The organism is Bacillus sp. BD59S (assembly GCF_007363175.1).
In the GTDB taxonomy this organism is placed as follows: Bacteria; Bacillota; Bacilli; order Bacillales; family Bacillaceae_G; genus Bacillus_A; species Bacillus_A pacificus.
The window spans coordinates 2,282,060-2,307,053 of sequence record NZ_CP034686.1; the positions used below are offsets into that span (position 1 = coordinate 2,282,060).

General features: G+C 31.8%; 23 protein-coding genes, 1 pseudogene and 1 other annotated feature. Of the genes and pseudogenes, 16 read left to right on the plus strand and 8 right to left on the minus strand.

Going from position 1 to position 24,994, the window contains the following annotated elements:
• The first annotated feature begins 96 nt into the window (after positions 1-96).
• The 3 genes from EKQ63_RS13770 to EKQ63_RS13780 all read left to right on the plus strand — a co-directional run bounded on the left by EKQ63_RS13770 (position 97) and on the right by EKQ63_RS13780 (position 3,635).
• Positions 97-849, plus strand: a complete 753-nt coding sequence (locus EKQ63_RS13770; RefSeq protein ID WP_087996975.1) for a phosphotransferase family protein — start codon at positions 97-99, stop codon at positions 847-849.
• 117 nt (positions 850-966) lie between these two features.
• Positions 967-1,767, plus strand: a complete 801-nt coding sequence (locus EKQ63_RS13775) for an ABC transporter ATP-binding protein (RefSeq protein WP_143881139.1) — start codon at positions 967-969, stop codon at positions 1,765-1,767.
• On the plus strand, positions 1,752-3,635 hold the full coding sequence (locus EKQ63_RS13780; RefSeq protein WP_087953687.1) for a hypothetical protein: 1,884 nt from the start codon (positions 1,752-1,754) through the stop codon (positions 3,633-3,635). The genes EKQ63_RS13775 and EKQ63_RS13780 overlap by 16 nt, the downstream gene beginning before the upstream one ends.
• Positions 3,636-3,706: 71 nt before the next feature.
• Here EKQ63_RS13780 and EKQ63_RS13785 read toward each other — a convergent pair.
• Positions 3,707-4,654: pseudogene (locus EKQ63_RS13785) on the minus strand (phosphotransferase enzyme family protein).
• A 321-nt stretch (positions 4,655-4,975) separates the two neighbouring features.
• Here EKQ63_RS13785 and EKQ63_RS13790 point away from each other — a divergent pair.
• Positions 4,976-6,070, plus strand: a complete 1,095-nt coding sequence (locus EKQ63_RS13790; RefSeq protein WP_143881140.1) for a helix-turn-helix domain-containing protein — start codon at positions 4,976-4,978, stop codon at positions 6,068-6,070.
• Between the two features lie 14 nt (positions 6,071-6,084).
• Here the strand turns inward: EKQ63_RS13790 and EKQ63_RS13795 are convergent, their stop codons facing one another.
• Positions 6,085-7,776 (minus strand): M3 family oligoendopeptidase, encoded by a 1,692-nt coding sequence (locus EKQ63_RS13795; protein WP_143881141.1) that lies wholly within the window; start codon positions 7,774-7,776, stop codon positions 6,085-6,087.
• 169 nt (positions 7,777-7,945) lie between these two features.
• Between EKQ63_RS13795 and EKQ63_RS13800 the strand changes: the two genes are divergently transcribed.
• Both EKQ63_RS13800 and EKQ63_RS13805 read left to right on the plus strand, forming a co-directional pair.
• A complete protein-coding gene (locus EKQ63_RS13800; protein ID WP_087953684.1) occupies positions 7,946-8,539 on the plus strand; it encodes a DUF4030 domain-containing protein in 594 nt (197 codons plus the stop codon).
• A gap of 58 nt (positions 8,540-8,597) precedes the next feature.
• Entirely contained in the window at positions 8,598-9,968 is a 1,371-nt protein-coding gene (locus EKQ63_RS13805) for an aminotransferase-like domain-containing protein (protein WP_087953683.1), read from the plus strand.
• Positions 9,969-10,043: 75 nt separating this feature from the next.
• On the opposite strand, the gene EKQ63_RS13810 is transcribed toward EKQ63_RS13805, so the two are convergent.
• Together EKQ63_RS13810 and EKQ63_RS13815 are read right to left on the minus strand one after the other, a co-directional pair.
• Positions 10,044-11,474, minus strand: coding sequence for a 4-hydroxyphenylacetate 3-hydroxylase family protein (locus EKQ63_RS13810; RefSeq protein ID WP_087996985.1), 1,431 nt, complete (start codon positions 11,472-11,474; stop codon positions 10,044-10,046).
• 18 nt (positions 11,475-11,492) lie between these two features.
• On the minus strand, positions 11,493-11,936 hold the full coding sequence (locus tag EKQ63_RS13815; RefSeq protein ID WP_087996987.1) for a cysteine dioxygenase: 444 nt from the start codon (positions 11,934-11,936) through the stop codon (positions 11,493-11,495).
• A gap of 212 nt (positions 11,937-12,148) precedes the next feature.
• On the opposite strand from EKQ63_RS13815, the gene EKQ63_RS13820 reads away from it, so the two are divergent.
• From EKQ63_RS13820 to EKQ63_RS13835, 4 genes are all read left to right on the plus strand, one after another.
• Complete coding sequence (locus tag EKQ63_RS13820) at positions 12,149-12,349, plus strand: hypothetical protein (RefSeq protein ID WP_143881142.1); 201 nt, start codon at positions 12,149-12,151, stop codon at positions 12,347-12,349.
• A gap of 337 nt (positions 12,350-12,686) precedes the next feature.
• On the plus strand, positions 12,687-12,854 hold the full coding sequence (locus EKQ63_RS29910; protein WP_190240631.1) for a hypothetical protein: 168 nt from the start codon (positions 12,687-12,689) through the stop codon (positions 12,852-12,854).
• A 212-nt stretch (positions 12,855-13,066) separates the two neighbouring features.
• Positions 13,067-13,564, plus strand: a complete 498-nt coding sequence (locus EKQ63_RS13830) for a DUF421 domain-containing protein (protein ID WP_087996989.1) — start codon at positions 13,067-13,069, stop codon at positions 13,562-13,564.
• A 245-nt stretch (positions 13,565-13,809) separates the two neighbouring features.
• Positions 13,810-14,439: a class I SAM-dependent methyltransferase gene (locus EKQ63_RS13835; RefSeq protein ID WP_087996990.1), complete on the plus strand. Its 630-nt coding sequence runs from the start codon at positions 13,810-13,812 to the stop codon at positions 14,437-14,439.
• Between the two features lie 251 nt (positions 14,440-14,690).
• Here the strand turns inward: EKQ63_RS13835 and EKQ63_RS13840 are convergent, their stop codons facing one another.
• Complete coding sequence (locus tag EKQ63_RS13840; protein WP_143881143.1) at positions 14,691-15,392, minus strand: class I SAM-dependent methyltransferase; 702 nt, start codon at positions 15,390-15,392, stop codon at positions 14,691-14,693.
• A complete protein-coding gene (locus tag EKQ63_RS13845) occupies positions 15,389-16,291 on the minus strand; it encodes an SMP-30/gluconolactonase/LRE family protein (RefSeq protein WP_140421278.1) in 903 nt (300 codons plus the stop codon). Before EKQ63_RS13845 ends, EKQ63_RS13840 begins: the two co-directional genes overlap by 4 nt.
• A gap of 141 nt (positions 16,292-16,432) precedes the next feature.
• Here EKQ63_RS13845 and EKQ63_RS13850 point away from each other — a divergent pair, with 141 nt between their 5' ends.
• Positions 16,433-16,603, plus strand: coding sequence for a DUF2197 domain-containing protein (locus EKQ63_RS13850; RefSeq protein WP_140168738.1), 171 nt, complete (start codon positions 16,433-16,435; stop codon positions 16,601-16,603).
• 72 nt (positions 16,604-16,675) lie between these two features.
• Positions 16,676-16,932: a binding site (T-box leader), on the plus strand.
• A gap of 83 nt (positions 16,933-17,015) precedes the next feature.
• Entirely contained in the window at positions 17,016-18,578 is a 1,563-nt protein-coding gene (gene lysS / locus EKQ63_RS13855) for a lysine--tRNA ligase (protein ID WP_143881144.1), read from the plus strand.
• Between the two features lie 48 nt (positions 18,579-18,626).
• Here the strand turns inward: lysS and EKQ63_RS13860 are convergent, their stop codons facing one another.
• Complete coding sequence (locus tag EKQ63_RS13860) at positions 18,627-19,055, minus strand: cell wall hydrolase (RefSeq protein WP_087953673.1); 429 nt, start codon at positions 19,053-19,055, stop codon at positions 18,627-18,629.
• A 156-nt stretch (positions 19,056-19,211) separates the two neighbouring features.
• Here EKQ63_RS13860 and EKQ63_RS13865 point away from each other — a divergent pair, with 156 nt between their 5' ends.
• The 3 genes from EKQ63_RS13865 to EKQ63_RS13875 all read left to right on the plus strand — a co-directional run bounded on the left by EKQ63_RS13865 (position 19,212) and on the right by EKQ63_RS13875 (position 21,931).
• Positions 19,212-20,126 (plus strand): acetamidase/formamidase family protein, encoded by a 915-nt coding sequence (locus EKQ63_RS13865; protein ID WP_143881145.1) that lies wholly within the window; start codon positions 19,212-19,214, stop codon positions 20,124-20,126.
• Positions 20,127-20,252: 126 nt separating this feature from the next.
• Positions 20,253-20,960 carry a response regulator transcription factor gene (locus tag EKQ63_RS13870; protein WP_143881146.1) on the plus strand — a complete coding sequence of 236 codons (708 nt, stop codon included), beginning with the start codon at positions 20,253-20,255 and terminating at the stop codon, positions 20,958-20,960.
• On the plus strand, positions 20,957-21,931 hold the full coding sequence (locus EKQ63_RS13875; protein WP_143881147.1) for a sensor histidine kinase: 975 nt from the start codon (positions 20,957-20,959) through the stop codon (positions 21,929-21,931). The genes EKQ63_RS13870 and EKQ63_RS13875 overlap by 4 nt, the downstream gene beginning before the upstream one ends.
• 244 nt (positions 21,932-22,175) lie before the next feature.
• On the opposite strand, the gene EKQ63_RS13880 is transcribed toward EKQ63_RS13875, so the two are convergent.
• Positions 22,176-22,802 carry a DUF6518 family protein gene (locus EKQ63_RS13880; RefSeq protein WP_000376247.1) on the minus strand — a complete coding sequence of 209 codons (627 nt, stop codon included), beginning with the start codon at positions 22,800-22,802 and terminating at the stop codon, positions 22,176-22,178.
• A gap of 550 nt (positions 22,803-23,352) precedes the next feature.
• On the opposite strand from EKQ63_RS13880, the gene abc-f reads away from it, so the two are divergent.
• Positions 23,353-24,981 carry a ribosomal protection-like ABC-F family protein gene (gene abc-f / locus EKQ63_RS13885; protein WP_143881769.1) on the plus strand — a complete coding sequence of 543 codons (1,629 nt, stop codon included), beginning with the start codon at positions 23,353-23,355 and terminating at the stop codon, positions 24,979-24,981.
• Positions 24,982-24,994: the final 13 nt, after the last annotated feature.

Genomic DNA, 24,994 nt, shown 5'->3' on the forward strand with positions numbered 1-24,994 from the left:
TTTATATTTTCATGGAGAAGGGTTTCAGCCTAATTACACTGAATTTATAGAGTAGTATAAGATGTTAGCTTAATTTACTGTAAGGAGAGAAATAAATTGAATTTAGGAAATCCGATAGCAAAAGGGAATACTGCGGAAATTTACCTCTATGAGACTAAAGTTGTAAAATTATTTAAAGAATATCTTCCAGATACAGAGTCTATGAATGAAGCAAAAAAACAAAAATATGCTTATTCATGTGGGCTACCAGTTCCAAACGTATTTGAAGTGACAAAGATACAAAATAGACAGGCAATTATTATGGAATACGTAAAAGGAGACAGTATAGGTGAGCTCCTGCTTAATAATCTAAAAGAGGCAGACTATTACATAAATATTTGTGTGAATGAACAAAAAAAGATTCATTCTATTTGTGTAAAGTCAGATGAAATAGAATCAATGAGAGAAAAGTTAGAGCGTCAAATTAAATCTGTACATAAATTAGATGAAAAACAAAAAGAAAATATATTGAATAAGTTACATTCAATCAAATTTGAGCCTAGATTATGTCATGGGGATTTCCATCCGTTTAACTTAATTATGAGTAATAATAATGTGAAAATTATAGACTGGGTAGATGCTAGTTCAGGTGACATTCGCGCAGATTTGTTTCGGACATACTTGTTGTACTCACAATCTTCGGTAGAATTAGCTGAAAAGTATTTGCATATTTATTGCAGAAATACTGGATTATCGAGAGATGAGATTTTTCAATGGGCACCTATTATTATTGCGGCTAGAATATCTGAAAATGTAACTGCTACAAACATTGAATATTTAAATGATTTGGTAGCGCAGTATTGTAATTAAAGAAAAGCTCTTCCTAAATTTATTTTTTATTATATCCGTTCTAACAATGCAAATGGATGAGTAAGGTTATTGAGATTTGTAATCGGTTATTACATTTGTAAAGAAGGAGTCCATTTTATGAAAACTGGTGAACCAATTTCAATGCATACTGAATTTGAGCAAGTTGCTCCAGCACTACAGCTTTCGAAACTATATAAGCGTTTCGGAGAATTTATTGCAGTTAATCATATTAATTTAATTGTGCCAAGAGGATCTTTTTACGGAGTTGTTGGGCCTAATGGAGCAGGAAAAACTACATCTTTATCGATGGCTGTTGGTTTGTTACGGCCGGATGGAGGGAACGCTAAAGTTTTTGGGATTGATGTTTGGAGTAATCCAAAACAAGCTAAAACGCTGATTGGAGTATTACCAGATGGATTAGCTTTACCGGAAAGACTTACTGGTCGCGAATTATTAACATATATGGGATTGTTAAGAGGGATGAATGCCAAGGAAGTTGCTAAGCGGACAGAAGAACTACTTACAATATTAGAGTTAAATAATACTGAGGGAACTCTCGTTATTAATTATTCTACTGGTATGCGTAAGAAAATCGGCCTTGCACTTGCACTTCTTCATGCGCCAAAGTTACTCGTTCTTGATGAACCGTTTGAGGCGGTAGATCCCATTTCTGCAGTTACTATTAAAAAGATTTTACAGAAATTTGTTAGTTCGGGTGGTACTGTAGTATTTTCAAGTCATGTCATGGCGTTAGTTGAACAACTTTGTGATCACGTTGCGATTATTTCGAAAGGGGGAGTGGTTTCGTCTGGAAAGATGGAGGATATTTGTGGTGAAGAAAAACTAGAGGATATTTTCATTCGATTAGTAGGAAAACCCGCCGCTAAAGGAGGGGAATTGTCTTGGTTAGTGTTCTAATGCAAATGAAGTTATCAATACTTAAACATTCAATGAATGGTGGCAGGAAAGTTCTATTTATTATGACAGGATTAATAGGTTTATTGCTAGCAATTGGAACCATTATTCTTTTTTCCTTTTATCCTACGGAACAAGCCATATCAAAAAACATTCTATATGTAACGTTCACAATTTGGACAGTAGGATGGATGTTAGGTCCGATACTTAGTGGGGGAGATGGAATATTGCGTACAGAATATTTTGTATTGCTTCCACTTAATCCTTATAAATTAGCTAGAACGCTTCTCGTTGTATCTTTTATAGGATTAGGACCAATCGTTAGTTTTATTGCTTTTATAGGATTATTAATTTACGCAGCCAGAATTAGCTTATATGCAACTATAGTTGCAGTTCCAGCAATTATTTTACAGTTAATTTTTGTGGTGTTGTTATCGAAAGTTATAATTAGTCTTATGGGGGAAGCGATGAGATCAAGAGCAGGTATGGAAATAGGAGCGATGTTTATTGGTCTCATCATTGCATTTTTAAATGTGGGTTGGTATGCACTTCCAGTAATCAATAGAATAATATTTCATGATACCGCGATATTTTACATGCTTCCATCTAGTTGGACAATACTTGCTGTAGAATATGCAATTCAATCTAATTGGTTATTAGTTTTTGTATTCTTAAGTGCGATAACAATATTTTGTTGGTTTCTTTTATTTATATGGACTACATTATTGACTAGAAGTACAGTAAGAAATTCTAAAGAAGTTCAAGGGAAGATTACAAATAAGCATTATAAAAAAGTTTTTAAAATCTTTTATGAAACTAAAATAGGAGCAATCATAACAAAGGAGCTAAAAAGTTGGGGGAATGATCCACAACGAGGTCGATTCTTACGGATGGGCATATGGATAGGCGTATTTTATGGAATTATAGTTACAACTGCTGATATACCATACTTAATACCCTGGGCAGGGGTAATTATGATTGTATTTACAAGTATGTTCACTTGTAATTTATATGGCTTCGATGGAAGTGCATTATGGTTAACATTGCTGACACCTGGGGCAGAAAGGATTGACGTGCGTGGTCGTCAATTAGCTTGGTTGATAGCTATTGGTCCTGTAGCAATTTTAACTACAATAATTTTCACTTTTACTAGCGGACTTACTTTCGTTTACCCATGGGTCTTTGCAGTAGTCCCAGCTTTACTTGGTGGGGCAGTCGGCCTTATTGTCTTATTTTCTGTAGTTAATTTAATTCCAATTACTGATCCACATCGTCGTGGAAGAGGAACGATAATATCTGGTGACGATATGAATGCGAGTAAAATGTTTATAACCACGTGGCTCATGCTGCTGATGGTGCTAGTAACTACGATACCCGCTTTACTAGTTGTATGGTTAGGAACATCATTACATATACAATTCATACAATGGTTAGGTGTACCGACTGGAATTTGTACGGGGGTGTTTTTAGCATGGCTATTTGGGCGCATCGCTTACACAAAACTTGAAAGGAATGGCCCTGAGTTGCTATTTGAAATGAAAAGTGGGCTGAAAATTAACAGTGATAATCACAAAAAGAAATTTTACAATAAAGCAAGTGAATTACCGAAGAACAAACTTGCTGTTGTTGTTCTTCTTGTGTTTATGGGAATCTTTTTCTTAGTTCACCAAAGTATAGTGCCGATTGTCTTTGAAATGTTTGATGTGGAAGAAAGAGTCCGTCTTTTCTTTCTTCCGCGCTACCTTCCTCATATTGCTCGTATTCCTGTAAGTATCATTTTCGCTGTACTAGGTATTACGTTTTTGTATAAAGCAATATTAATTAAGAAACAGCACGTTAAAGAATCACAACTAATAAAAGATGATATGTAAAACATTCCTAATCAATCGAGTTTTTAGCGGATGTTGTTCAACTATAGTTACGTAGTTAAACAACATTCGCTTTACATATTTATTAAGGAATAATTATTTTCAAGTTTTAACCTATAAAGATTCATTATCCGTATTTGTTCCTCAGTTAATTCCTCTTTATTCCAATACATATGCATTAAACTATATTCAAAAATCTCCTTTAATTTTATAAACAATGGAAACTTGTCTATCATCTCTTTTGGGAGTTCATTTTCTTCTTGATATCCTTCAAATAGTGCTTTTGTAATAGAATGCTCGTAGTCAACGATATTCCCATTTCCAACAAATGAGTATTCTATCGCACTATAAATAGGAACGGCTAAATCGAATATATAAAAATGTTTTTCGCAGTCTTGAAAATCTATCATTGTTAAGTTTGAATTATTTTCGACTAAAATGTTTTCTAACCATAAATCTCCGTGAATTAAGCCGTAATTTGAAGGAGATTTTTGGAGCTCTTTTATGGAAGTTAAAACGTCAGATGCAATTTCTCTTATTGTATTTTCTACTTTAGGGATATATTTAAGAAAATTATATTCTTCATTTTCATACCAATCGTTTATATGTTTTACTGGTTTAATCTTTTCAAAGGTTTTAGATATACAATGTAATTTTCCAATTTGTTTACCAAGCTTTTTAAATATATTAGAATCCCATTCGTACTTTGGTAAATGTATACCAGGCGCAGCTTTATATAATACGGCAAAAATCTCTTTATCTAATGTTAACTTTTCTACAAAATTCCCTTGCAATGAAGGGATGATTGGTGGAACAGCTAAACCGTTTTGGTATAAAAAATTCGTATATGTAACTTCTTCTAATTGTTCTTCATACGTTTTTTAGTTTGTAATTCTAATGAAGTATGTACCTTGTTCAGTGAGACATTTATACATTTCATTTGTTATTGGTGTAATGTTAATAAAATTCAATGGATATAGTTCATTTATGAATTGAAGTATTTCTTTTTCTAGTTTGTTCATTGTAACGTCCTTTCTAAACTTTTATTTTTTAATTAGAGAATTAAAAGGATCTTATTTTACAAAATTCTAGTTTCATTTTTGAAATCCTTTAAAATGAAATATGATGTAAATTGACCTTTAATAATTAGTTAGGTCTTGCCAGCATACGAATGAACACTAAATTGAAAAATGAATAGAATGTATGTCAAAATAAGATAGGTAAAAAATATAAAACTAATACTCATATATAGATTTTACAGAATGTCTCATGTTATAAAACACAAGAAATATCAAAAGAATGAAACACACTTCTCTTATACTTTTAAATAAGGAGTGAAGGAAATGAATGAACATATACAGCAGATGATTGATTGGATTGAGAGCAATTTAAAAAAGAGATTTTCATTAGATGAATTATCTCGTTACATGGGATATTCTCCTTATTATTGCTCTTTTAAATTTCATCAAGTAACGGGTTTCAATATTAGACGTTATATTCTTCTTAGAAGGTTGTATTTATCTACGGAAGATTTAAAGAATGGTAGGAAAATAATTGAGATCGCATTGGATTACGATTACTCTTCCCAAGAGGCTTATAGTAGAGCTTTCAAAAATGTTTTTGGAATGAATCCAAGAGAATACCAACTTAGCAAAATGCCTATTCAATCATTTGTTAAACTCAATTTAAATAATGAAGGGGCGTTTCATATGAATATTTCTAGAAAAATAGAGGTTGAACAGTTGCAAAATAGGAAGAGTGAGCTATTTGATAAAGAGGTACTTAACATATTAAATGGTCAACTTATGTATGAAGAATTTAAAAACGAAAAGCTAATGGGTGATTCTGACTATGCGCCATTTAATGAGGCGATGTGTGTGAACCCAGTTACTAAACAAGTTTTTAATGAAGAGTTTATTAAAATAAGAGCAGAAGGACACAACAGTTCAGTAGAAAGTTATACAAAAAAGGTTATAGATCCGTTAGAAAAACTTTTTATGAAAAAGTATAAATGTATTGTTTTATGGTTTGGTGAAGATATGTTTTGCCAAATGAACCTACTTACCATACTTTCTCACCTTGAACAGTCTGCTTATGAAGGGAAAGTATACTTAAATAACTTTAGAGAGGATGAATTTAAAGTAAATCAAATTGAACTTGAAATGGGGAATTATTCTTCTATATACAATGAAGTATTAGTAAACCATAAAAAGCCCTCCCATAAGGTACCGCCTGTCATGTATCAGGCTATAGATTTATTTTTAGAAATGCTAAAAGAAGATAATGCTGTATTGAAATTTATCTCTAAAAATAAAGATTTATCAACTCGTGAATTATTAATAAAGTTGTTTCATCTTTTTCCAACAATCGGATATGGAGATACTCAGTACATAGAGCTGATTAATAAAATAAAGAAGAAAGCTACACCTAAAATATAGGTGCAGCTTTCTTCTTATATTTGTTCAAGTACTTCTAACTCTTTTTCCACAAATCGCATCAGTTCTTTAATTGTTTCACCAGAAAAATCAAAACGAATTCCAGCTGCATCATACACTTCTTTTATAGATTGCGAGCTTCCTAGTGATAATGCCTTTTTATAATTTTCTAGTGCTTGCTTAGGATCCTCTTTATATTGTTTATACATTTGTAATGCACCAAGTTGGGCGATTGCATATTCAATATAATAAAATGGTACTTCAAAAATATGGAGTACAGGTAACCAACTCGTTGCTATCCAGTTTTCGTAGCCGTCAATATGTATGACGTTAGACTGATAATGTTTTTGAAGTTGTAAGTATTTTTCATTTCTTTCTTCAGAAGTATGAGTTGGATTTTCATACAGCCAGTGTTGAAATTGATCGACAATAAGCATAACAGGTAAATATGAAATAACATCTTTAAAGAAGTTAATTTTTGCTTGTTTTAAATCTTTTTTGTCTGTATAGAAGGTATCCCAATAATTAAGCGAGAATAATTCCATTGTCATACTGGCTAGTTCAGCTGTTTCAGCGGGAATTTCTATATACTGTCGTAATTTTAATGATTTTATAAGTTCGTTATGAATACTATGCCCCATTTCATGTATAAAAGTGATAATATCATCCTGTGTATAATTTAAGTTCATAAAAATAAATGATAATTGTGAAGCTGGTAAGTACTCACAAAAGCCTCCAGCTGCTTTTCCTTTGCGGCTTGTTAAATCAAGACAATCGTGTTTATTCAATCGGTTTAATAGTGTTGAAAATTCAACATTTAGTTTATTAAAGATATGAGTGCTCTTTTCAATTAAATCATTTTCATCTGCAATTGGTTTAAGTACTTTTTGATCTGGAGTTACAGCTGATACATCCCACGGGCGAAGCGTATCCACTTGTAGTTTCTCTTTTTTCTCTAGTAATATTTTATCTTTAAGAGGTACAACATACTTACGTATGGATTCAGCTAGTTCATAGCAATCTTTTGCTGAATAATCAAAACGTTCGTATTTCTTGAACATATAATCACGATAATTCTCTAGTTGAATATTTTTTGCTTTTTGGTGGCGAATTTCAATTAATTGATTTAATATGTTTTGGAGTTCTTTTTCAACAGATAAAAATTGTTCAGAAATAATGGTTTTTGCCTTTTTACGGATGACACGATTCGAATCTTGTAAATAGGATTGTAATTCTGTTATCGTTTTTTCTTCTCCGTCCCAAATTCCACTTAATCCTCCAGTGATTTCAAAATACTCTGTGACTAATTTGTCTTCCTTTATTTCTAATTCGATATTTTCCTCACAAAATAACTTTTGAGCATTTTTTATTTTTGTATCTAATAAACCATATACGTTAGAATCTAATTCCATTCGAAAAGGTGACTCTAAATATTTATTATCCAATAAATTTTGGTACCGCTTTAAAAGTGGCTTTACAAATTGTTGATCATGTTCAAAAGTATCCTTTGTTTTTTCAACATCCGTATTACATTGAAAGGCGATATAATGTGATCTTAATTGTTCTTCGATTTCCCAAATTACTTTTGACTGCTCTCTTAACCAGTTTTCTAGGTCTAGTTTTGAAGAAATCATTTTATTTAATAAAGACGAAAGAGTTTCTTCTAATTGTAGTACATTACTAATATCAATCATATTTACACGTTGCATTATATATCCCTCACTTTTTATTTATTCATGAAAATATTCTACTTATTAATTGTAATTTCCTTTTTAAGAGGAGGAAATGTGAAATAATGTTAAATCTTAAAATTATAGAAGGTATTTATATGTGAAAGTAAAAGTTTATCGTAAATGAAAATTTACGGAGGGAAGTACAATGAAAAGAGGAAAGAAGTTGATTGTATTTTTATTTTCAATTGCTTTATTGTGTGCTTGTGAGCCTGAAATGGAAGAATCCAAAAGTGAAGATTCTATAGTGATAGATATTGCTACAGCAGCGGTAAAGGAGGAATCTTTTTTTAGTGCTGCTATATGGGATGGAAAAGCAAGAATAGTAGATTTAGAGATTGCTGATAGTGAAAATGCTAACGAAATAAAAAAAGAAATTAATAAAAGATTGCAAATTCAAGGCATTATGTCCTATAAAGTAAATATATCTCAAAGAAACAAGGAGATTGTAGATACAGAACAAAGATGGCAGTTAGTTTTTGGACAGATATTTGATGACGTATTCAGAAAGAATGGATATGAAGGGGTTGGTATTCAGCAAATAAATTATAAAAAGAATCAACCTGTTACCATAGATATAAAAACTAAGATTAGCGATGATGAAGTAGGGGCGAGAGAACTTGGACAGAAAATAGAAAAAGAAGTTGAAGGTGTACTTAAAACAGAGGTAGTAAAGAAATGGATTGAAAATGATTCATATGCTATTGGGATTTACGATATAGATGATCGGAAAATTAACTAATTGAGGAATGAATGTTATGTAAATTAAAAATCTATATAATTACTGAAGGAGGTGTAATATGTATAAGTATTTACATATTTTAAATGATATAGAAAAAATGATTCAACATGGAGAGATAAAAGAAGGACAGAAATTACCATCAATACGGTCACTTGTTGCGCAATATGAATGTAATAAGGCGACAGTTATACGTGCGCTTCATGAATTAGAAAAGCGTCATATTATATATTCTGTCCCTCAAAGTGGATACTACGTTGTTAAGAAATCTGGGAGTACTATAGAAAATAAAGAAATCATTGATTTCGCTTCTTCAGCACCAGATCCAGATGTTTTCCCGTATTTAGATTTTCAGCATTGTATTAATAAGGCAATTGATACTTATAAAAATGATTTGTTCGTATACGGAACACCGAAAGGATTACCATCTTTAATTCCAGTCATTCAAAAACAGTTGGCAAATTATCAAGTGTTCACGAAAGAAGACAATATTTTTATAACCTCAGGTGTGCAGCAAGCACTTGCAATATTAACTTCAATACCATTTCCAAATGAAAATGAAACAATATTAGTTGAACAGCCAACGTATCATTTATATATAGAATATCTAGAAATAAATAAAGTTCCTGTAATCGGTATTAAACGTACGAATGAAGGTATTGATTTAAATGAATTGGAGCGTATTTTTCGAACTGGTAAAATAAAATTCTTTTATACAATACCAAGGTACCATCATCCACTTGGAACTTCTTATTCTAAAGATGAGAAAGAAAAAATCGTACTATTGGCTAAGAAATACAATGTATTTATAGTAGAAGATGATTATTTAGCAGATTTAGAAACAGCTTCACAAGCCGATCCGTTATATAGCTTGGATCATGGTAATCATGTTATATATTTAAAAAGTTATTCGAAGATTATTTTTCCTGGTTTACGAGTTGGTGTAGCAGTTATCCCACCGTCTATTGCAAATGATTTCTATACATACAAAAAGATATTAGATATTGATAGTCCAATGATATCTCAAGCTGCTTTAGAAATTTATATAAAGAGCGGTATGTTTGACCGTCATAAAAGTAAAATTAATTTTTCCTACTACAATAGATCAACAAAACTAGCAGAAACATTAGAAAAAATACAAAATGAAAATCCATCTTTATTTACATATAATAGACAGAACACATTTGGAATACACACTTGTTTAGAAATACAGAAAAACATAGTTGCAGAAACACTTATACAAAAATTAGGGAACATTCAAATAAGTATCGATACTATTGATAAGAATTATATGAGGAATTTTCCTAAAGAAAAACTGTTAAAGTTAAATGTTTCGAATGTAAAAGAAGATAAGATTGAAGAAGGTATTCGTAAAGTATTTGAGGAAATCAAGCAATCAAGACAGTTGAATTTTCAGTTTAGAAAAGAATAATTTGAATAAGGAGGTTTGTTGTGAGACGCTTATATATTTTTTAAGAGCACTCTTAGCAAAGGGTGCTCTTTTTCATCATAAATATTTACTTAGCATCTTTTTAAAGTGATTTTTATCATAATTTACATATTGTGTAGCTGTATTTCGTATGGGATCTCCCGCGTAAAATCTTTCGTATAATTCGTGTCTTGATCCTAATGGGCTTCCAATAATATCCCAGGCTAACTTAAATAATTTAGTGCGTTGTTCGGCATCTATATTTGTTCCTTTAAAGTGCTTTTTTAATAAATCAGCTATTGGACTCTGGAAATCAATCGAGCTTGAAGGAAGTTGAATGAAGCCACCTGCTCCAATTAATTGTAAAATTTCTATTGCACGGGGATAGTATTTAGAACCAAGATTCCTTGCAGTCTCGATATATTTAAAGTTTGGTAAATAAGTTTTTGTTTCATTTGTAGTACCTTCAACTTCTGCAGCAATTAAAAGTGCGCGAATTGTTTCGATTTGCATAATTAATTCTCCGAGTTTTTCTTGAACATGCAAATAAGTGTGAGCTCCAATTGCTTCAGCAATTTCAAAAGCAATCGCAGTTATAAATTCTAGCTTTATTAGTAATCGTACTATAGCTTGATGATAAGCTAAACTACTAGAGGCTGTATCTGATTTTATAGCCCATATTGCTTCTGGATTATTATAAAGTAAAACACGTTCCCAAGGGACAAATACATTATCAAAGATTAATAGTGCATCCATTTCATCGTACTGTGAGCTAATGGGGGAATCAACTGTGCTTGAAGTTGTATTCGCATACGGTTCTCTACAAACCATATGTAATCCTGGAGAATTGGCTGCCACGATAAGAAAGTGAGCTAAATCTTTTTGAGCGTCAGTCAGTTTTGTTAATGGGTAGATTAATAAATCATTTGAATACGGGGAAGCAGTTCCTATCATTTTCGCACCACTTAAATAAATTCCATCAGAAGTTTCCTTTGTAACTCTTAGCAACCCTAAGTCATTTGCATTCAACATTGATTCTGTTGAGCGATTTATTTGTGGATCACGTTGGACTACACTTAAAAACAAGTGATTATCCCTAGCTTTTTCGTAATAAGCTGCTATTTTATCTGGAAACTGTGCATCGAACTTTTTATAAAAATCTCTTGATACGTACCAGCCAGTAAGTCTCGATCTTGCGTAATCAGATAGTCTACTCATTACACCGTCTGTAGCATAACTCCATGTTTCAAATGCAGTTCTTCTCATTAATAATTCATTATAGGAATTCGGAACTAAAAATGATTTATGAACAAAGTCTTTCGTTTTTGGGCTCACATATCCAATAGAATCTCTCTGTTTGGGATCATCAAATAACGAAAATAAATTAGAAATGGTACATAGTGTCCCCGCAAAATTGTTGTCTGTAGTTACATCTACTTTTTTTCCATAGAGCCAAACATTTCGACCATCTTGTAAGCTCTTTATATAGTGATCCTTTAAATTTTGCATATTTCCTCCTTTTAAAGACTACTCATATATTTGTACATCTTTTAATGGTGGTGAATATACATGGAATGTTATTGCTGTTGAATCTGTAGCATTATACATTTTATGCACAGTATCTTTTTTTACCGTGAAAATATTTCCCTCTGTAAACTCTTCAATCCGTTCTCTATTTTTTTCGTACGTAATATTTTGTAGCGTACCATTGACTATTAATATACATCCTATAGATATTCCGTGATCATGAATAAGAGTCTTTGCTTTGCTAGGGAAATTTAATACTAAAATCTCCACAAATTCAGACTTATAGATAACATTTCTTCCGTATTCAAGGTTAAGTGGTGAAGTAATAAAAGGAGATATTTTATGAAGTGTAATATTTAATGATTGAATAGCGGATATTAGATTTGCCGTATCGTAGTCACATAAGTTATGGAACGCTTTTTTTATGTTATGAATCAATTGCATGTAAAACTTCCTCCTAAGCATGTACATTAAAAGAAAAAGTAATCTAATATTATATAGAGCGTAGTTAATTACATAATATTGTATTGAAACATTAAAAAAAAGTGACTTCTTTTACTTAGGAAGATTATTTAATTTGAAAATTAAGGTAATTACTTCCATTAACATGATATGCTTGAACTATATACTTTTTTATTGGAAAGGTGATGAAATAAATGGCAGTTCTTTTAGTGGAAAATCTATATCAAATGTCTATTGTTTTATTACTTCTATTTTCATTTTGTTTTTATAGATATTTAAAGAAAATCAAAAGGGAAAGAAAGCTTACAGGTTTTGAAATTACGATGTATATCATGACGCAACTTGCGTATTTCATTTGGGCGGCAACAACTTTTCTTAAAATGTTATCAGAATAGTAATCGTAATGTATGGTTAATTGTTTTATTAAATGCTGGGCAAAAATGTACAATAAACGAAGGCAAAGGACAAGGATAGGCTTATCAATTAGGTAAATAAATATAGTCGTTATCTAAATCGATTACAATATCACTTATAACGTCTTTACAAAAAGAGTGGGGAATACGTTCATAATTATGTCGAACACAAAACAGATCGATAAATGACCAGATACAACGAGTTGTGTAAACAAAGAAGAGGTTTTGCTTTTCGAATATGTACAAGTAGCATATTATCTTTCTCAATGTACATATTAAGTAAAATGTTTTATATCATGTACATAAAAGGCGGGGTAATATGGATAAAAAAAAGAAAAATGAAGAATTGATTAAATTTAAGAAACAATGGTTTAATGAAGATAATCAACCAGTAGCTGGAATAGAGTTAGCTTTACCACCTGATATAGGCAGCATGTTAGACTCCAAATCAGTTGATGATGAAAGTAAAGAAAGTAATAATGAATAAGTTTAATCTATATGCATCCATTCGGGTGCTTTTTCTTTTTTTGACAATGGAAGATGGACCATCAAATCCTTATTGAAAAAGGTTGATTAAAATAAGTTCTTTTTCAGTATATGTAAGTTTGATTTTCACAAAAAAGTTTAATTAAAATACATTTAGAATGCTATATGAAATGGGAATGCTAGTAACATTCTCCATTAAAGGATTGGGCTATTATGAATATGATTTTTGAAAGTATTATTTTAATTTTCACTGGAATAATTGCATTAAAAATGACAGGCAGTACATCTGTTAGCCAAATGACAAGAGCTGAAATCATTATAGTAGTATCCATTGGACGTATTATTGTGGAGCCTGTATTAAGTAGGAAAGTAGGCCCATCTATATTTGCAGCTGTAATATTTGCAAGCATACTTCTTATCATTCATTTTTTAGAATTGAAATCAAAGAAGATGGAACAATTCCTAAATGGCAGCAGCATTATAATAGTAGAAAATGGAGAGATTGTAAAAGAGAATTTGATGAAGGCGAAAATGTCGGAACAACAACTTTATATGCAATTAAGAGAAAAAGGAATTCATGATTTAAAGAGTTTACAACAAGTTACAGCTGAGCCGAATGGACGTATTGGTTATCAATTAATAGAGAAAGCTCAACCAATAACTTTAGAAATGTTAGAAAAAGTAATAGATCAGTACAATATAAAAAGATAATTTATCTTAAGAAAAACCAATACTACAACGGAAGTATTGGTTTTTCTATTTTTTTACACACTAATATAGGGGGAATAATAAGCCAATCTTAAAATTAGATATAGGCTTATTATTATGCTATATTCAATAAACCTATAGTGAATGTGGTAAAAAAATTAATTTGGCATAGGTAGCCGCAGCACTAAAATTTATAAGTTTTTAATGTGATACTAAAAATAGAATTAGAACAAGGAGATAGAAACATAATGGAATTTTGGGAATCAAGTTTTATTGAGAAACAAACGATGTGGGGTTTTGAACCTACAGAATCTGCAATTTTGGCAAAGGATTTTTTCCTAGAAAAAAACGTTAAAGATATATTAGTTCCAGGTATTGGATATGGCAGAAATGCAAAGGTGTTTATCGATAATGATATAAATGTAACAGGGATTGAAATTTCAAAAACAGCTATTGATTTAGCGAAACAAAACGGATTAGAAGATATTAGTATATATCACGGCTCGGTAAACGAAATGCCTTTTGATAATAAATCTTATGATGGGATATTTAGTCATGCTCTTCTTCATTTGTTAAGTGAGAAGGAAAGAGTGACATTTATTAAAGAATGTTATAATCAGTTAAAACCTGGTGGATATATGGTTTTTACAACTGTTTCTAAAAAAGCTCCAATGTACGGAAAAGGAAAACAGTTGGATCAAGATTATTATGAGATAATGGAAGGCGTAAAAATGTTCTTCTATGATTCTAAATCTATAAAAAAAGATTTTAATCAATATGGATTAGTACAAGTTTCGGAAATTGATGAACCAAATAAGAACATGGCAAATAAACCTTCAATCAACTTTTTAACGATAAAATGTAAGAAAGAACTATAACTAAAAGTTATTAAGAATGATTAAATATGTTTATATATTAATTATAAACAAATAAAGAGGACAAGCATATAATAGAAATACCTTTTAACTTTAAGTAACCTTAACTTTCGTTAATAGGGTATCTCAAAATCCCCAAAAGAGCACTTGCGGAAACAAGTGCTCTTTTATTTTTGTTTAATAAATATTAAAAGGTAAAAATCTCATTCAATAAAAATAAATTAGAAGGAATGAGTCACATCTTAATTATACGATTATTTCTGAACAACAAACGTAATAGCATTTGTTTTTAATTGAATATGCCTTTCATCGCGAACAATATCATAGACTAATGCTTTTATTTCAACTTTAATTTCTTTCCATTCCTTATAAATACTTTTTAATAAATGTATCATATCTTCAGTAGGAAGGTTAATTTCAATTAAAGCATCTAATTCTTCATTTGTATGTAAGTCAATTTCTTGTATGTTCGAATTAATAATTAAACAATTAATACCGCCGCTTTTTGTACCTTCTTTCATAGAATGGAGCACGTTTTTTAAATCTTCTTCTGATTGAACATGCTCTAAACTGGATACTGCAACGATATAATCATAAGTATTACGTTGGATGTAGTAGTTTTCAATTGCTGCTTGTTCTGTTTTAATATTATTAATTACACCATATTCTTTACTATAAGTTTGTAATTTTGTTAAAGCAGAATTAAGTAAATCCACACATGTAACAGTACCACTAGAGTTTTGAAGCTTTTGGGCAATTGGAATACTATTTCTTCCAACGCCAGAGCCGAGATCAAGTACTTGCAAGTTGTTTTGTCCTTCAAAGTAATCCATTAAATCCATAACTGTTTTAACCGGTTTGTACAGCCAAGAACCAGTTTCAAATAGTTTGTATTGTTCATAGCAAAGGTCGTGATATTTCTTTTCTTCTTCTCTTATGTAATCGATACGGTTCATATTGTTTCTGCTCCAATATTTTTATTACAAAATGAATAAGTGAGGCAGCCTTTAACATTCGTTTGAATTCGGAAAATACCACCAGCATGTGGATATTTCTTTAATTCGTCATCCGTCATTCTTGTTCGGGCTGTTGTAACATATAGGTCGGTTAAATTAGGACCTCCAAATGTACAAGATGTTACATTTAGCGCTGGAATCGGGATACTTAATATTTGTTCTCCAGTTGAAGGGTTCCATCTAGTAATCTTTGAACCTCCCCAATGAGCAATCCATAAACAACCTTCTTCATCAATTGTCATACCATCAGGTAAACCTTCATTCTCAGAAAAAAGGATTACATCGCTTGGATTGCAAATTTCTCCAGTACTTATATCATAATGAAAACGAACTATTTTTTTAGTAGGTGTATCAATAAAGTAAAGGCATGTATGATCAGGTGACCAAGCAATTCCATTTGATGTATTTACATGTGAAACTTTTTTCTCTACCTTTAAATTATTATTTAAACAATACAAGGAACCTGCAGCATTAATACCGTATGTATCTGTAGTACCTGCCCAAAAACGTCCTGCTGGATCGCATTTTCCATCATTAAAACGATTATCAGATAAATGTGGTTCAGGGTCAAAAATATGTGTCAGTTTTTCTGTTTTGATATTAATAGAATAAAAGCCATTTTCCATAGCTAGGAGTAGTATGTCATCTAAATATGGAACAACACAGCCAATTTGTTGATTGAGAGCAATTACTCGGTTTGTATTAGCGGTAGGACTAAATATGCATAATTGTTTCTCCACAATATCAACCCAGTATAAAAGTTGCTTTTTTTCATCCCAACACGGTCCTTCGGCTAAAATTGCTTTCGCATCTACAACTAATTCTATATTACTTACCAAGATGTTCACCTCGCTTTATAAGATATTTATATAATTCGATAAGAATAGAGGTAAACCTTTTAATCAGAAAATATTAAGATTTGTACTATGGAAAAACTAATTTTCTCGAGTGATTAAAAATGTATAATTATGGAAAGGGAAATGCATATGATGTTTTATGAAATTGTTTGCTTTTCTTGTAAAAATGTATTTCGTGTTTATGAAGGTAGTGAAAAATATAAGCGATTTAAAGAGAAACCAAAAGGGGTATATTGTTGTGATGAGTGTAGTCATAAAATTCAATTAGAGGCGATAAAGAACTTTTTTAGATAAGTATACGCTTTCAATTCGGAAAAGTTTGACAATAAAACCATTTTAAATTATCATGTGAAAAAACTAATATGTAAAATGGCATGGAAGAGAAGAGTAGTTAAGAAAGAATACGTACAGAGAGCTCTGGTAGCTGAGAAAGAGCGGTATACATCTTAATGAAAAAAGACTTGGAGCTGTGCAAGGAACTAATTTATTTAGGGATGGTGCGACGGGTTCTCCCGTTATAGAGATAGGGTATAAGCATATTTTGCCGTACCTGAAGAGGTTAATATGGCGACATATTAACAAACTGAGGTGGTACCGCGAAGCTAACAACTCTCGTCCTCAAGATGAATAATCTTGGGGGTGGGAGTTTTTTTATTGCATAAAATTGAAAATATGAAAACAAAAAAACGATAGAGGTGAGTAACATATGCATTGGGCGTATGAAGTAGCACACGAATTAATTAGAAAACATCCAAACAAAGAAACTTTTGTTTGCGCATCTGGAATTAGTCCATCAGGTTCTGTTCATATTGGGAACTTTCGTGAAATCGTAACGACTTATTTTGTTGTAAGGGCGCTTCAAGATTTAGGGAAAAAGACTCGGTTTATATTTTCATGGGATGATTACGACAGGTTTAGAAAAGTCCCTAAAAATATTGATTCATCTTTTGCGAAATATATTGGTATGCCATACTGTGATATTCCAGATCCATATGGTTGTCATAACTCCTATGCAGAGCATTTTGAAAAAGAGTTTGAGGAATCGCTTCAAGTATTTGGGATAGAAGTGGAATTCATATATCAACATGCTGAATATAGAAGCGGAAGGTATAACGAAAATATATTAGAGGCTTTTTATAAAAGAAAAGAAATATATGATATTTTAATGAAATTTAAAACGGGAGAGTGTAGTGAAGAAGAGCGAGAGAGTTTTTATCCAGCTACATTATATTGTGAGAGATGCGGGAAAGATGCAACGACAATTACACATTTTGATGAAGCATTAAAAACTGTTCGATATGAATGTAAATGTGGAAATCAAAATGAATTATCAATACTAAATACAACTAAAATGAAACTGAATTGGAAAATCGATTGGCCGATGAGATGGATGATAGAGGATGTTGTTTTTGAACCGGGCGGAAGAGATCATTCATCAGAAACGGGTAGTTATAATGTATCAAAAGAAATTGCGAGAAAAATATTCAATCGTGAAGCGCCTCATTACGTTGCTTACGATTTCATTGGTATTAAAGGGAATCATGAAAAAATGTCTAGTTCCTCAGGGAATAGTATTACACCTAGCGAGTTGCTAAAAGTGTATTTGCCCGAAGTGATTCTATTTATGTTTGCAAAATATAGGCCAGACGCAGCGTTTCATATCGGTCTTGATGAAGATGTGATTCGCAATTATACAGAGTATGAACGATTAAAAGATAGTTATAAAAATAAAACGCTCAAAAATGAAGATTTATTTGATGCAATTAAACTTTCTAGAGTTGATAGCGGATTTAAAGAATATCCGAAATTTAATCAAGTAGCAGGAACGTTGCCGTTATTAAATTTTGACTCATTTATTTTACAAGAGATATTAGAGAAAATAGATAGGAGCTATGCATTAGATGAAATGAGATCGATAAGTAATCGTGCAGAGTATTGGATAAGAAACTTTCAAGCTGAAAAATTAATTGCGGTAAATCAGGAGAAAAATAGAGAGTTTTACAACACATTAGATGAAAGGCAGAAAGAATGGTTAGTAAAAGTTTGCAATATACTTCGTTCTAACAAAGATTACTCTAACTTAATGGAGCAATTGTATTCGATTTGCCATCATGAAAATAAAAAAATAATGAAAGAAAATCAAAAACAATTATTTATTATAATTTATAGGCTTATTATGAATCAGTCTAGTGGCCCACGTATCTCGTTATTAATACATGTTGTAGGAGTTGAAAAATTCATTACATTATTAGATTTTAAAAAAAGCTAAAAGAAACGCAAGTACTTAAAGGTCTAAGTACTTGCGTTTCAAATTTTGCTACCGTGAATACATTTTCGGACATTCATCACCACTAGGTTCATAAAAACAGTGGCTTTTAAATTGTCCTACAAATGGCTGGTTATACCATTCAGGTGGACAAGCACCAACTGGACGAAAATACCAGAGAGCCCATCGTGCTGGCCATCGCCATTCACCTTGTAAAACTTTTCTAGCAATATCTTTTTCTGATTCACGAGCGCGTTGATAAAAATATCCGTATTGCACTGCTTCAAATCCACCGGGACTTTGATATACTGCATCACGTACAGTTCGAATTTGTTTAAAATCTAAGCAATCACAAAATACACGATTAACTACTACGCAGCCAACCAGTTGTTCACCTTGCCGACCTTCTCCTTCAGCTTCAGCACGAATTAAACGAGCTAGCAAATCAACATCGCTTTCATTATATGGAATAAGTGGCATAGTACAACCACCTTTCTTTACCTGTTATAGTAAAGAGTGTATGTATGAAAATAAGCTAGGTGCTTTTCTATATGTAAATTTATTAATTTTTTAACAGGAGCTTTTACGAAAAAAGCTAATTAGTAATTGTAGATTAATATAAAGAGGAGAGATAATATGTATCGAATTCAGAAAGAACATATCATTTACGCAATGTCACCAGAAAATAAACCATGTATGGAAGTGGAAATTGGGAGTCGCCTTATATTTGAAACATATGATTGCTTTGAAAATCAAATTGATTCTGAAGATGTTGTGTTTCAAGAATTAGATTGGAACCGTATTAATCCAGCGACTGGCCCGGTATATATTAATGGTGCAGAACCTGGTGATATATTAGTTGTTACGATTGAAAAGATAAAAATTGCAGAGAAAGGCGTTTTAACTACAGGTGCAAATCTTGGTGTAATGGGTGAAGAGCTACATGAAAATACAGTGAAAATTGTCTCAGTACATAATGAACATGTTTTGTTTTCAAATGAACTACAAATCCCGATTAATCCAATGATCGGTGTAATTGGTACTGCGCCGAAAGAAGAGAGCATTTCATGTGGCACACCGCATGATCACGGTGGGAATATGGATTGTAAAGAGATAAAAGAAGGGACAACATTATTATTACCTGTAAATGTTCCTGGTGCTCTATTAGCATTAGGTGATTTACACGCAGCGATGGGTGATGGTGAAATTGGTGTTAGTGGAGTAGAGGTTGCTGGTGAGGTGACGGTAATAGTTCAGATTATAAAAGGAAAGAAATGGCCACTACCAATGGCTATCCAAAATGAAAAAGTAATGACGATTGCTTCAGAGAAATTGCTAGATGATGCAGCGAATCGCGCTGTACGTAATATGGTGACATTTTTACATGAAGAATTAGAAATGTCTAAAGCTGATGCCACTCTTTTATTATCAGCTGCCGGCGATTTAAAAGTTTGTCAAGTGGTTGATCCGCTGAAGACTGCTCGAATGGAATTAGGGATGAATTATGTGGAGAAATTGGGGTTTACTATGAGTGAATTCCATATTAAATAAGAAATGATAGAAGAAGGATGCTTTTGTATAAAAGTATCTTTTTTGATTTACGGATTATATAAAAAAAGGTAGTATTTATTTTATATAGTTGAATATAAGATTGTGGGTCGAAAAAGGAGTAAACACATGGTTAAAATTATGATTGTAGAAGACGATATGAAAATTGCAGAACTATTATCAACACACGTTGCGAAATATGGGTATGAAGGAATTATTGTATCGGATTTTCAAAATGTATTAAATATTTTTTTAGAAGAACAACCAGAGTTAGTTTTATTAGATATTAATCTACCGAGTTTTGATGGGTACTATTGGTGTCGTCAAATTCGCGGAGTTTCTACATGTCCGATATTATTTATTTCAGCCCGTGAAGGTACAATGGATCAAGTTATGGCGCTAGAAAACGGTGGCGATGATTTCATTTCAAAGCCATTCCATTACGAAGTTGTAATGGCTAAAATTCGAAGTCATTTAAGACGTGCTTACGGAGATTATGCACCGAAAATAGAAGAACGGATGGTTGAACAACATGGTCTTTGTTTATATCCTGAAAGGCTTGTATTGAAGCTTAAGAATCAAGAAATTGATGTAACGAGAAATGAAGCTATTTTATTAGAAATGTTAATGAAAAATTATCCGCGTGTTGTGGGTAGGGAAGTGTTGTTAAATAAATTATGGGATAGCGAATCTTATGTTGATGATAATACATTGAGTGTAAATACAACGCGTGTGCGAAAAAAGTTAAAAACGTTACATATTGAGGATGCGATTGAAACGATTCGTAGTGTTGGATATAGATTGCATATTACTTGGGATACAGGTATAGAAAAATGATAAAGCTGTTTATACGTGATCATATACCTCTTATTTGTTTTACATCAATCCAACTACTATCCATATTTCTCGTATATTGGTTTGATGGACATAAGCATATCGCGACGGCATTGTATGCAATGTTTTTAGGTGCCTTTTTTATGGTAGGCTATTTAGTATTTCGTTACTTTACTCATCGTACTTTCTATGAACGATTAGCAAACCCGATGCAATCTTTAGATGAATCGGTTCAAAAATCTGATTTTGCAGCTATATCTGCTGCTCTTCAAGACTTGCTTGAGGTACAATATCGCCATTATCAAAATCAACTCCAGATACAAGAGAGAAAAAATAATGATCATTTAACTTTTATGAATCAGTGGATTCATCAAATGAAAACACCTTTATCTGTAATAGAATTAATTACACAGGATGAAGTGGATCCACGTTTTGAAAGTATAAATGAGGAAACAGATAGGCTGAAAAAGGGATTAGAGATGGCACTGTATGTCGCACGTTTAGAAGCATTTACACAAGATTTTTATGTGGAAAGAGTACAATTACATAAAATAGTGAATGATTCTGTGCATGAACATAAACGCTTCTTTATCCGGAATTTTGTATATCCAGAGCTTAAAATTGATAAGGACATTACAGTAGAAAGTGATGCGAAATGGTTACAATTTTTAATTGGACAAATACTATCAAATGCGATTAAATATTCATCTGGTAGTAGAGAGAAGATTAAAGTAAGAGCTTGTAAGGAAGGTAATAATGTTATACTTGAAATTGCCGATAATGGTGTAGGAATACCGAAGCAAGATTTACCAAGAGTGTTTAAACCTTTCTTCACAGGAGAAAATGGTAGAGATTTTAAAGAATCAACTGGAATGGGGCTATATCTCGTATATGAAATTACGAAGCAATTAGGACATAGTGTAGAAATCCATTCAGAAGTTGGTAAAGGTACCGTTGTACGTATTAAATTTTAAATGTGTAAAATGACTCAGGCTAAAGAACTTTTGAAATAAGTTTTTTAGCCTTACTTTATATGGATTAAATGAAATGATATAAAAGACTGGTATGATTCTAATAAAAGGTCGTGTAAGTATGTGTAATGACACAATAATAAATAAGGCTGTTAAATGAGAGGGTTTTAATAATTTATTAATATATAAATAGTTTTTTATAAGAAAAAAGCTAGCTCTTTGAAAGAGCTAGCTTTATGAATTTTAATTAAGTAAACAAACTTAATAATTTATATCCAATTAATCCTAAAATAGTGATAGGAACCATCATTAAGAAAGAAGAAATTCGATTAGCATTAGAGCGTTCTAATACAAGAATCAAGATAATCCCGACTATGACTTCGGTATATCCAACAGGTAACATGTGATTATAGTCTTCAAAATTTAAAAGAATGTGAAGTCCATCTGTTACAAAAACTCCACCAATAAGTGCACTTCCTAATTTATGAAGTGGATTTGTAGTATCTTTCCATAGAAAACCTGCAATTCCAAAGATAGTTCCTCCAATGAATGCACATGTTATCCATACAGAAATAAAATAAATAGAATGAGATACATTTTTAAATATTATTGCATAACCATAGTAGCCTAGTACCATACCGAGTAGTGCAAGGATACCAGAAAGTATAGCTGTACGCTTAGAATAACTAAAGCTAGCCACAAAAAAGGATGGAACTAACCAAACGCTTCCTAGGTTAGCTAATGAATTCCAATGTCCTGGAAGTATACCTTGCCCCAATTTCGTTAGTATACCAACAAGTATCCCTACTATAATCGGGAGGATAAAAATCCTTACAAACATATTTAACTTTGTGATTTCTAATGTCCTGTCCATAAATTCAATCCTTACATTAATATTTTCTGTAAAGATATAATAGCTTATTACAAGAGGATAATCAATAAAAATTTATCGAAAAACAATAAGTGGTTATTGGATAACGAATAAGATTTTGTTTTTATATAAAAATTATTACTGGGGAAATCTAAAGGACGTATTGCAATCAATGTAATTTGTGCTTATTCAACATGAAGTTAAGGAATGATAAATAAATCTAAAAGAAAGCAATCTTTTTAACGGCACATATAATCGCATTTACTCATACAGTACTAGTATGGTACAATATGGTTATTAACGACGGAAAGGAATGATGGGTGGACGATGATTAACTAATCTTATTTTTAAATGTTGAAATTCAATATATTTCAATTTCTAAAAAATAGGATTAGTCCTAAAAAATAGGATTAGTCTGCCCAATTTCCATACAAAGGTATTGCTATTTATGTTGTACAATAGCCTATTTGGGTATAAATATTTTAATGACTAATCCTGCCAAATTTATTTGGGAGGATTTTTTTATTCTCCCTTAATGAAAGGGATCGGTATTATGAAAGAATTATTAAAATTAAATGATGTTTATGTTGAAATAAAGGAAAATACTTTGTTAGAGAAAATGAATGTGACAGTAAGACAAGGGGATGTTATCGGATTAATCGGCAAAAATGGGGCTGGTAAATCAACGTTACTTCAATTAATAAATGGGAAGATTGAACCATCAAAAGGTACTGTTGAATGGATGCAAATGAATATGACAACAGCATATGTTGAACAAGAAAAAGAATCTTTCGTTAGTAAGGATATAATTGCAAAAGAGGCGGAACTTCTTGCGAAATGGGGTGTGCCAACGAATGATTTTCTTACTTTAAGTGGTGGTGAAAAGCTAAAAGTTCGATTAGCAAAAGGATTTGCTGAAAATCCTAATGTCTTAATATTAGACGAACCGACAAATCATCTAGATGAGATGAGTACGGAATTTCTTATTAAACAAATAAAAAATATGAAAGGTACAGTTATCGTCGTATCGCATGATCGATATTTTTTAGATGTTGTCGCGACTAGAATATGGTCAATTGAGGATAAGAAATTAATTGATCATAGCGGTAATTATACAAGTTATATGAAAGCAAGTGAGCATAAAAGAATGACGCAGCAGCGTGAATATGAAAAACAACAAAAAAAGATAGAACAAGTGGAAACTCATATAAAAGAACTAAGTTCATGGTCACAAAAGGCACATGCGCAGTCTACAAAACAAGAAGGAGTTAAAGAATTTTATCGTGTAAAAGCGAAGCGCATGGATGCACAAGTGAAGTCGAAACGAAAACGTCTCGAAAAAGAGCTAGAGAAAACGAAGGTAGAACGTGTGAAAGAGGACTATTCAGTTGAATTCTCTATTCAAGCGAGTAAAAAAGTAGGGAAACGTTTCTTAGAAGTAAAACAATTGCGGAAAGAATTTAATAATCGGACATTATTTGAAAACGTTAATTTTACCATTCAGCACGGTGAGAAGGTTGCGATTATTGGGCCTAATGGTAGCGGGAAAACAACTTTATTGAAGATGATCATGGGAAACGAAACTGCTGAAGGAGAAGTATGGATTTCACCATCAGCAAACATCGGTTATTTAACACAAGAAGTATTTGATTTACCACTTGATAAAACACCAGAAGATTTATTTTATAAAGAGACATTTGAAGAAAGAGGAAAAGTCCAAAATTTAATGAAACATTTAGGGTTTGAATCGTCCCAATGGAAAGAGCCGATTCGATATATGAGTATGGGTGAACGAGTGAAATGTAAGCTAATGGCTTATATTTTAGATGAAAAAGATGTACTTATTTTAGATGAACCTACGAATCACCTTGATCTTCCTTCACGTGAACAGCTTGAAAATACATTAGCTGAGTATAATGGTACACTCGTTATCGTTTCTCACGATCGATATTTTCTGGAGAAAACAACTAATACAAAACTGGTGTTTGTAAACAATACGATACAAAAGCAACTTGAAGAACCTACGAAAACAAGAGATGAAATTGAAGAGCTACGTTTAACATTAGAAACAGAGAGGCAAGAAGTATTAGGTAAATTAAGCTTTTTAACTTCTAAAGATAAAGAATATAAAGCACTGGATGAACGATTTAAGGAACTTACGAAGCAGATTAAGGAACTTTAATGTAAGTAAGGGG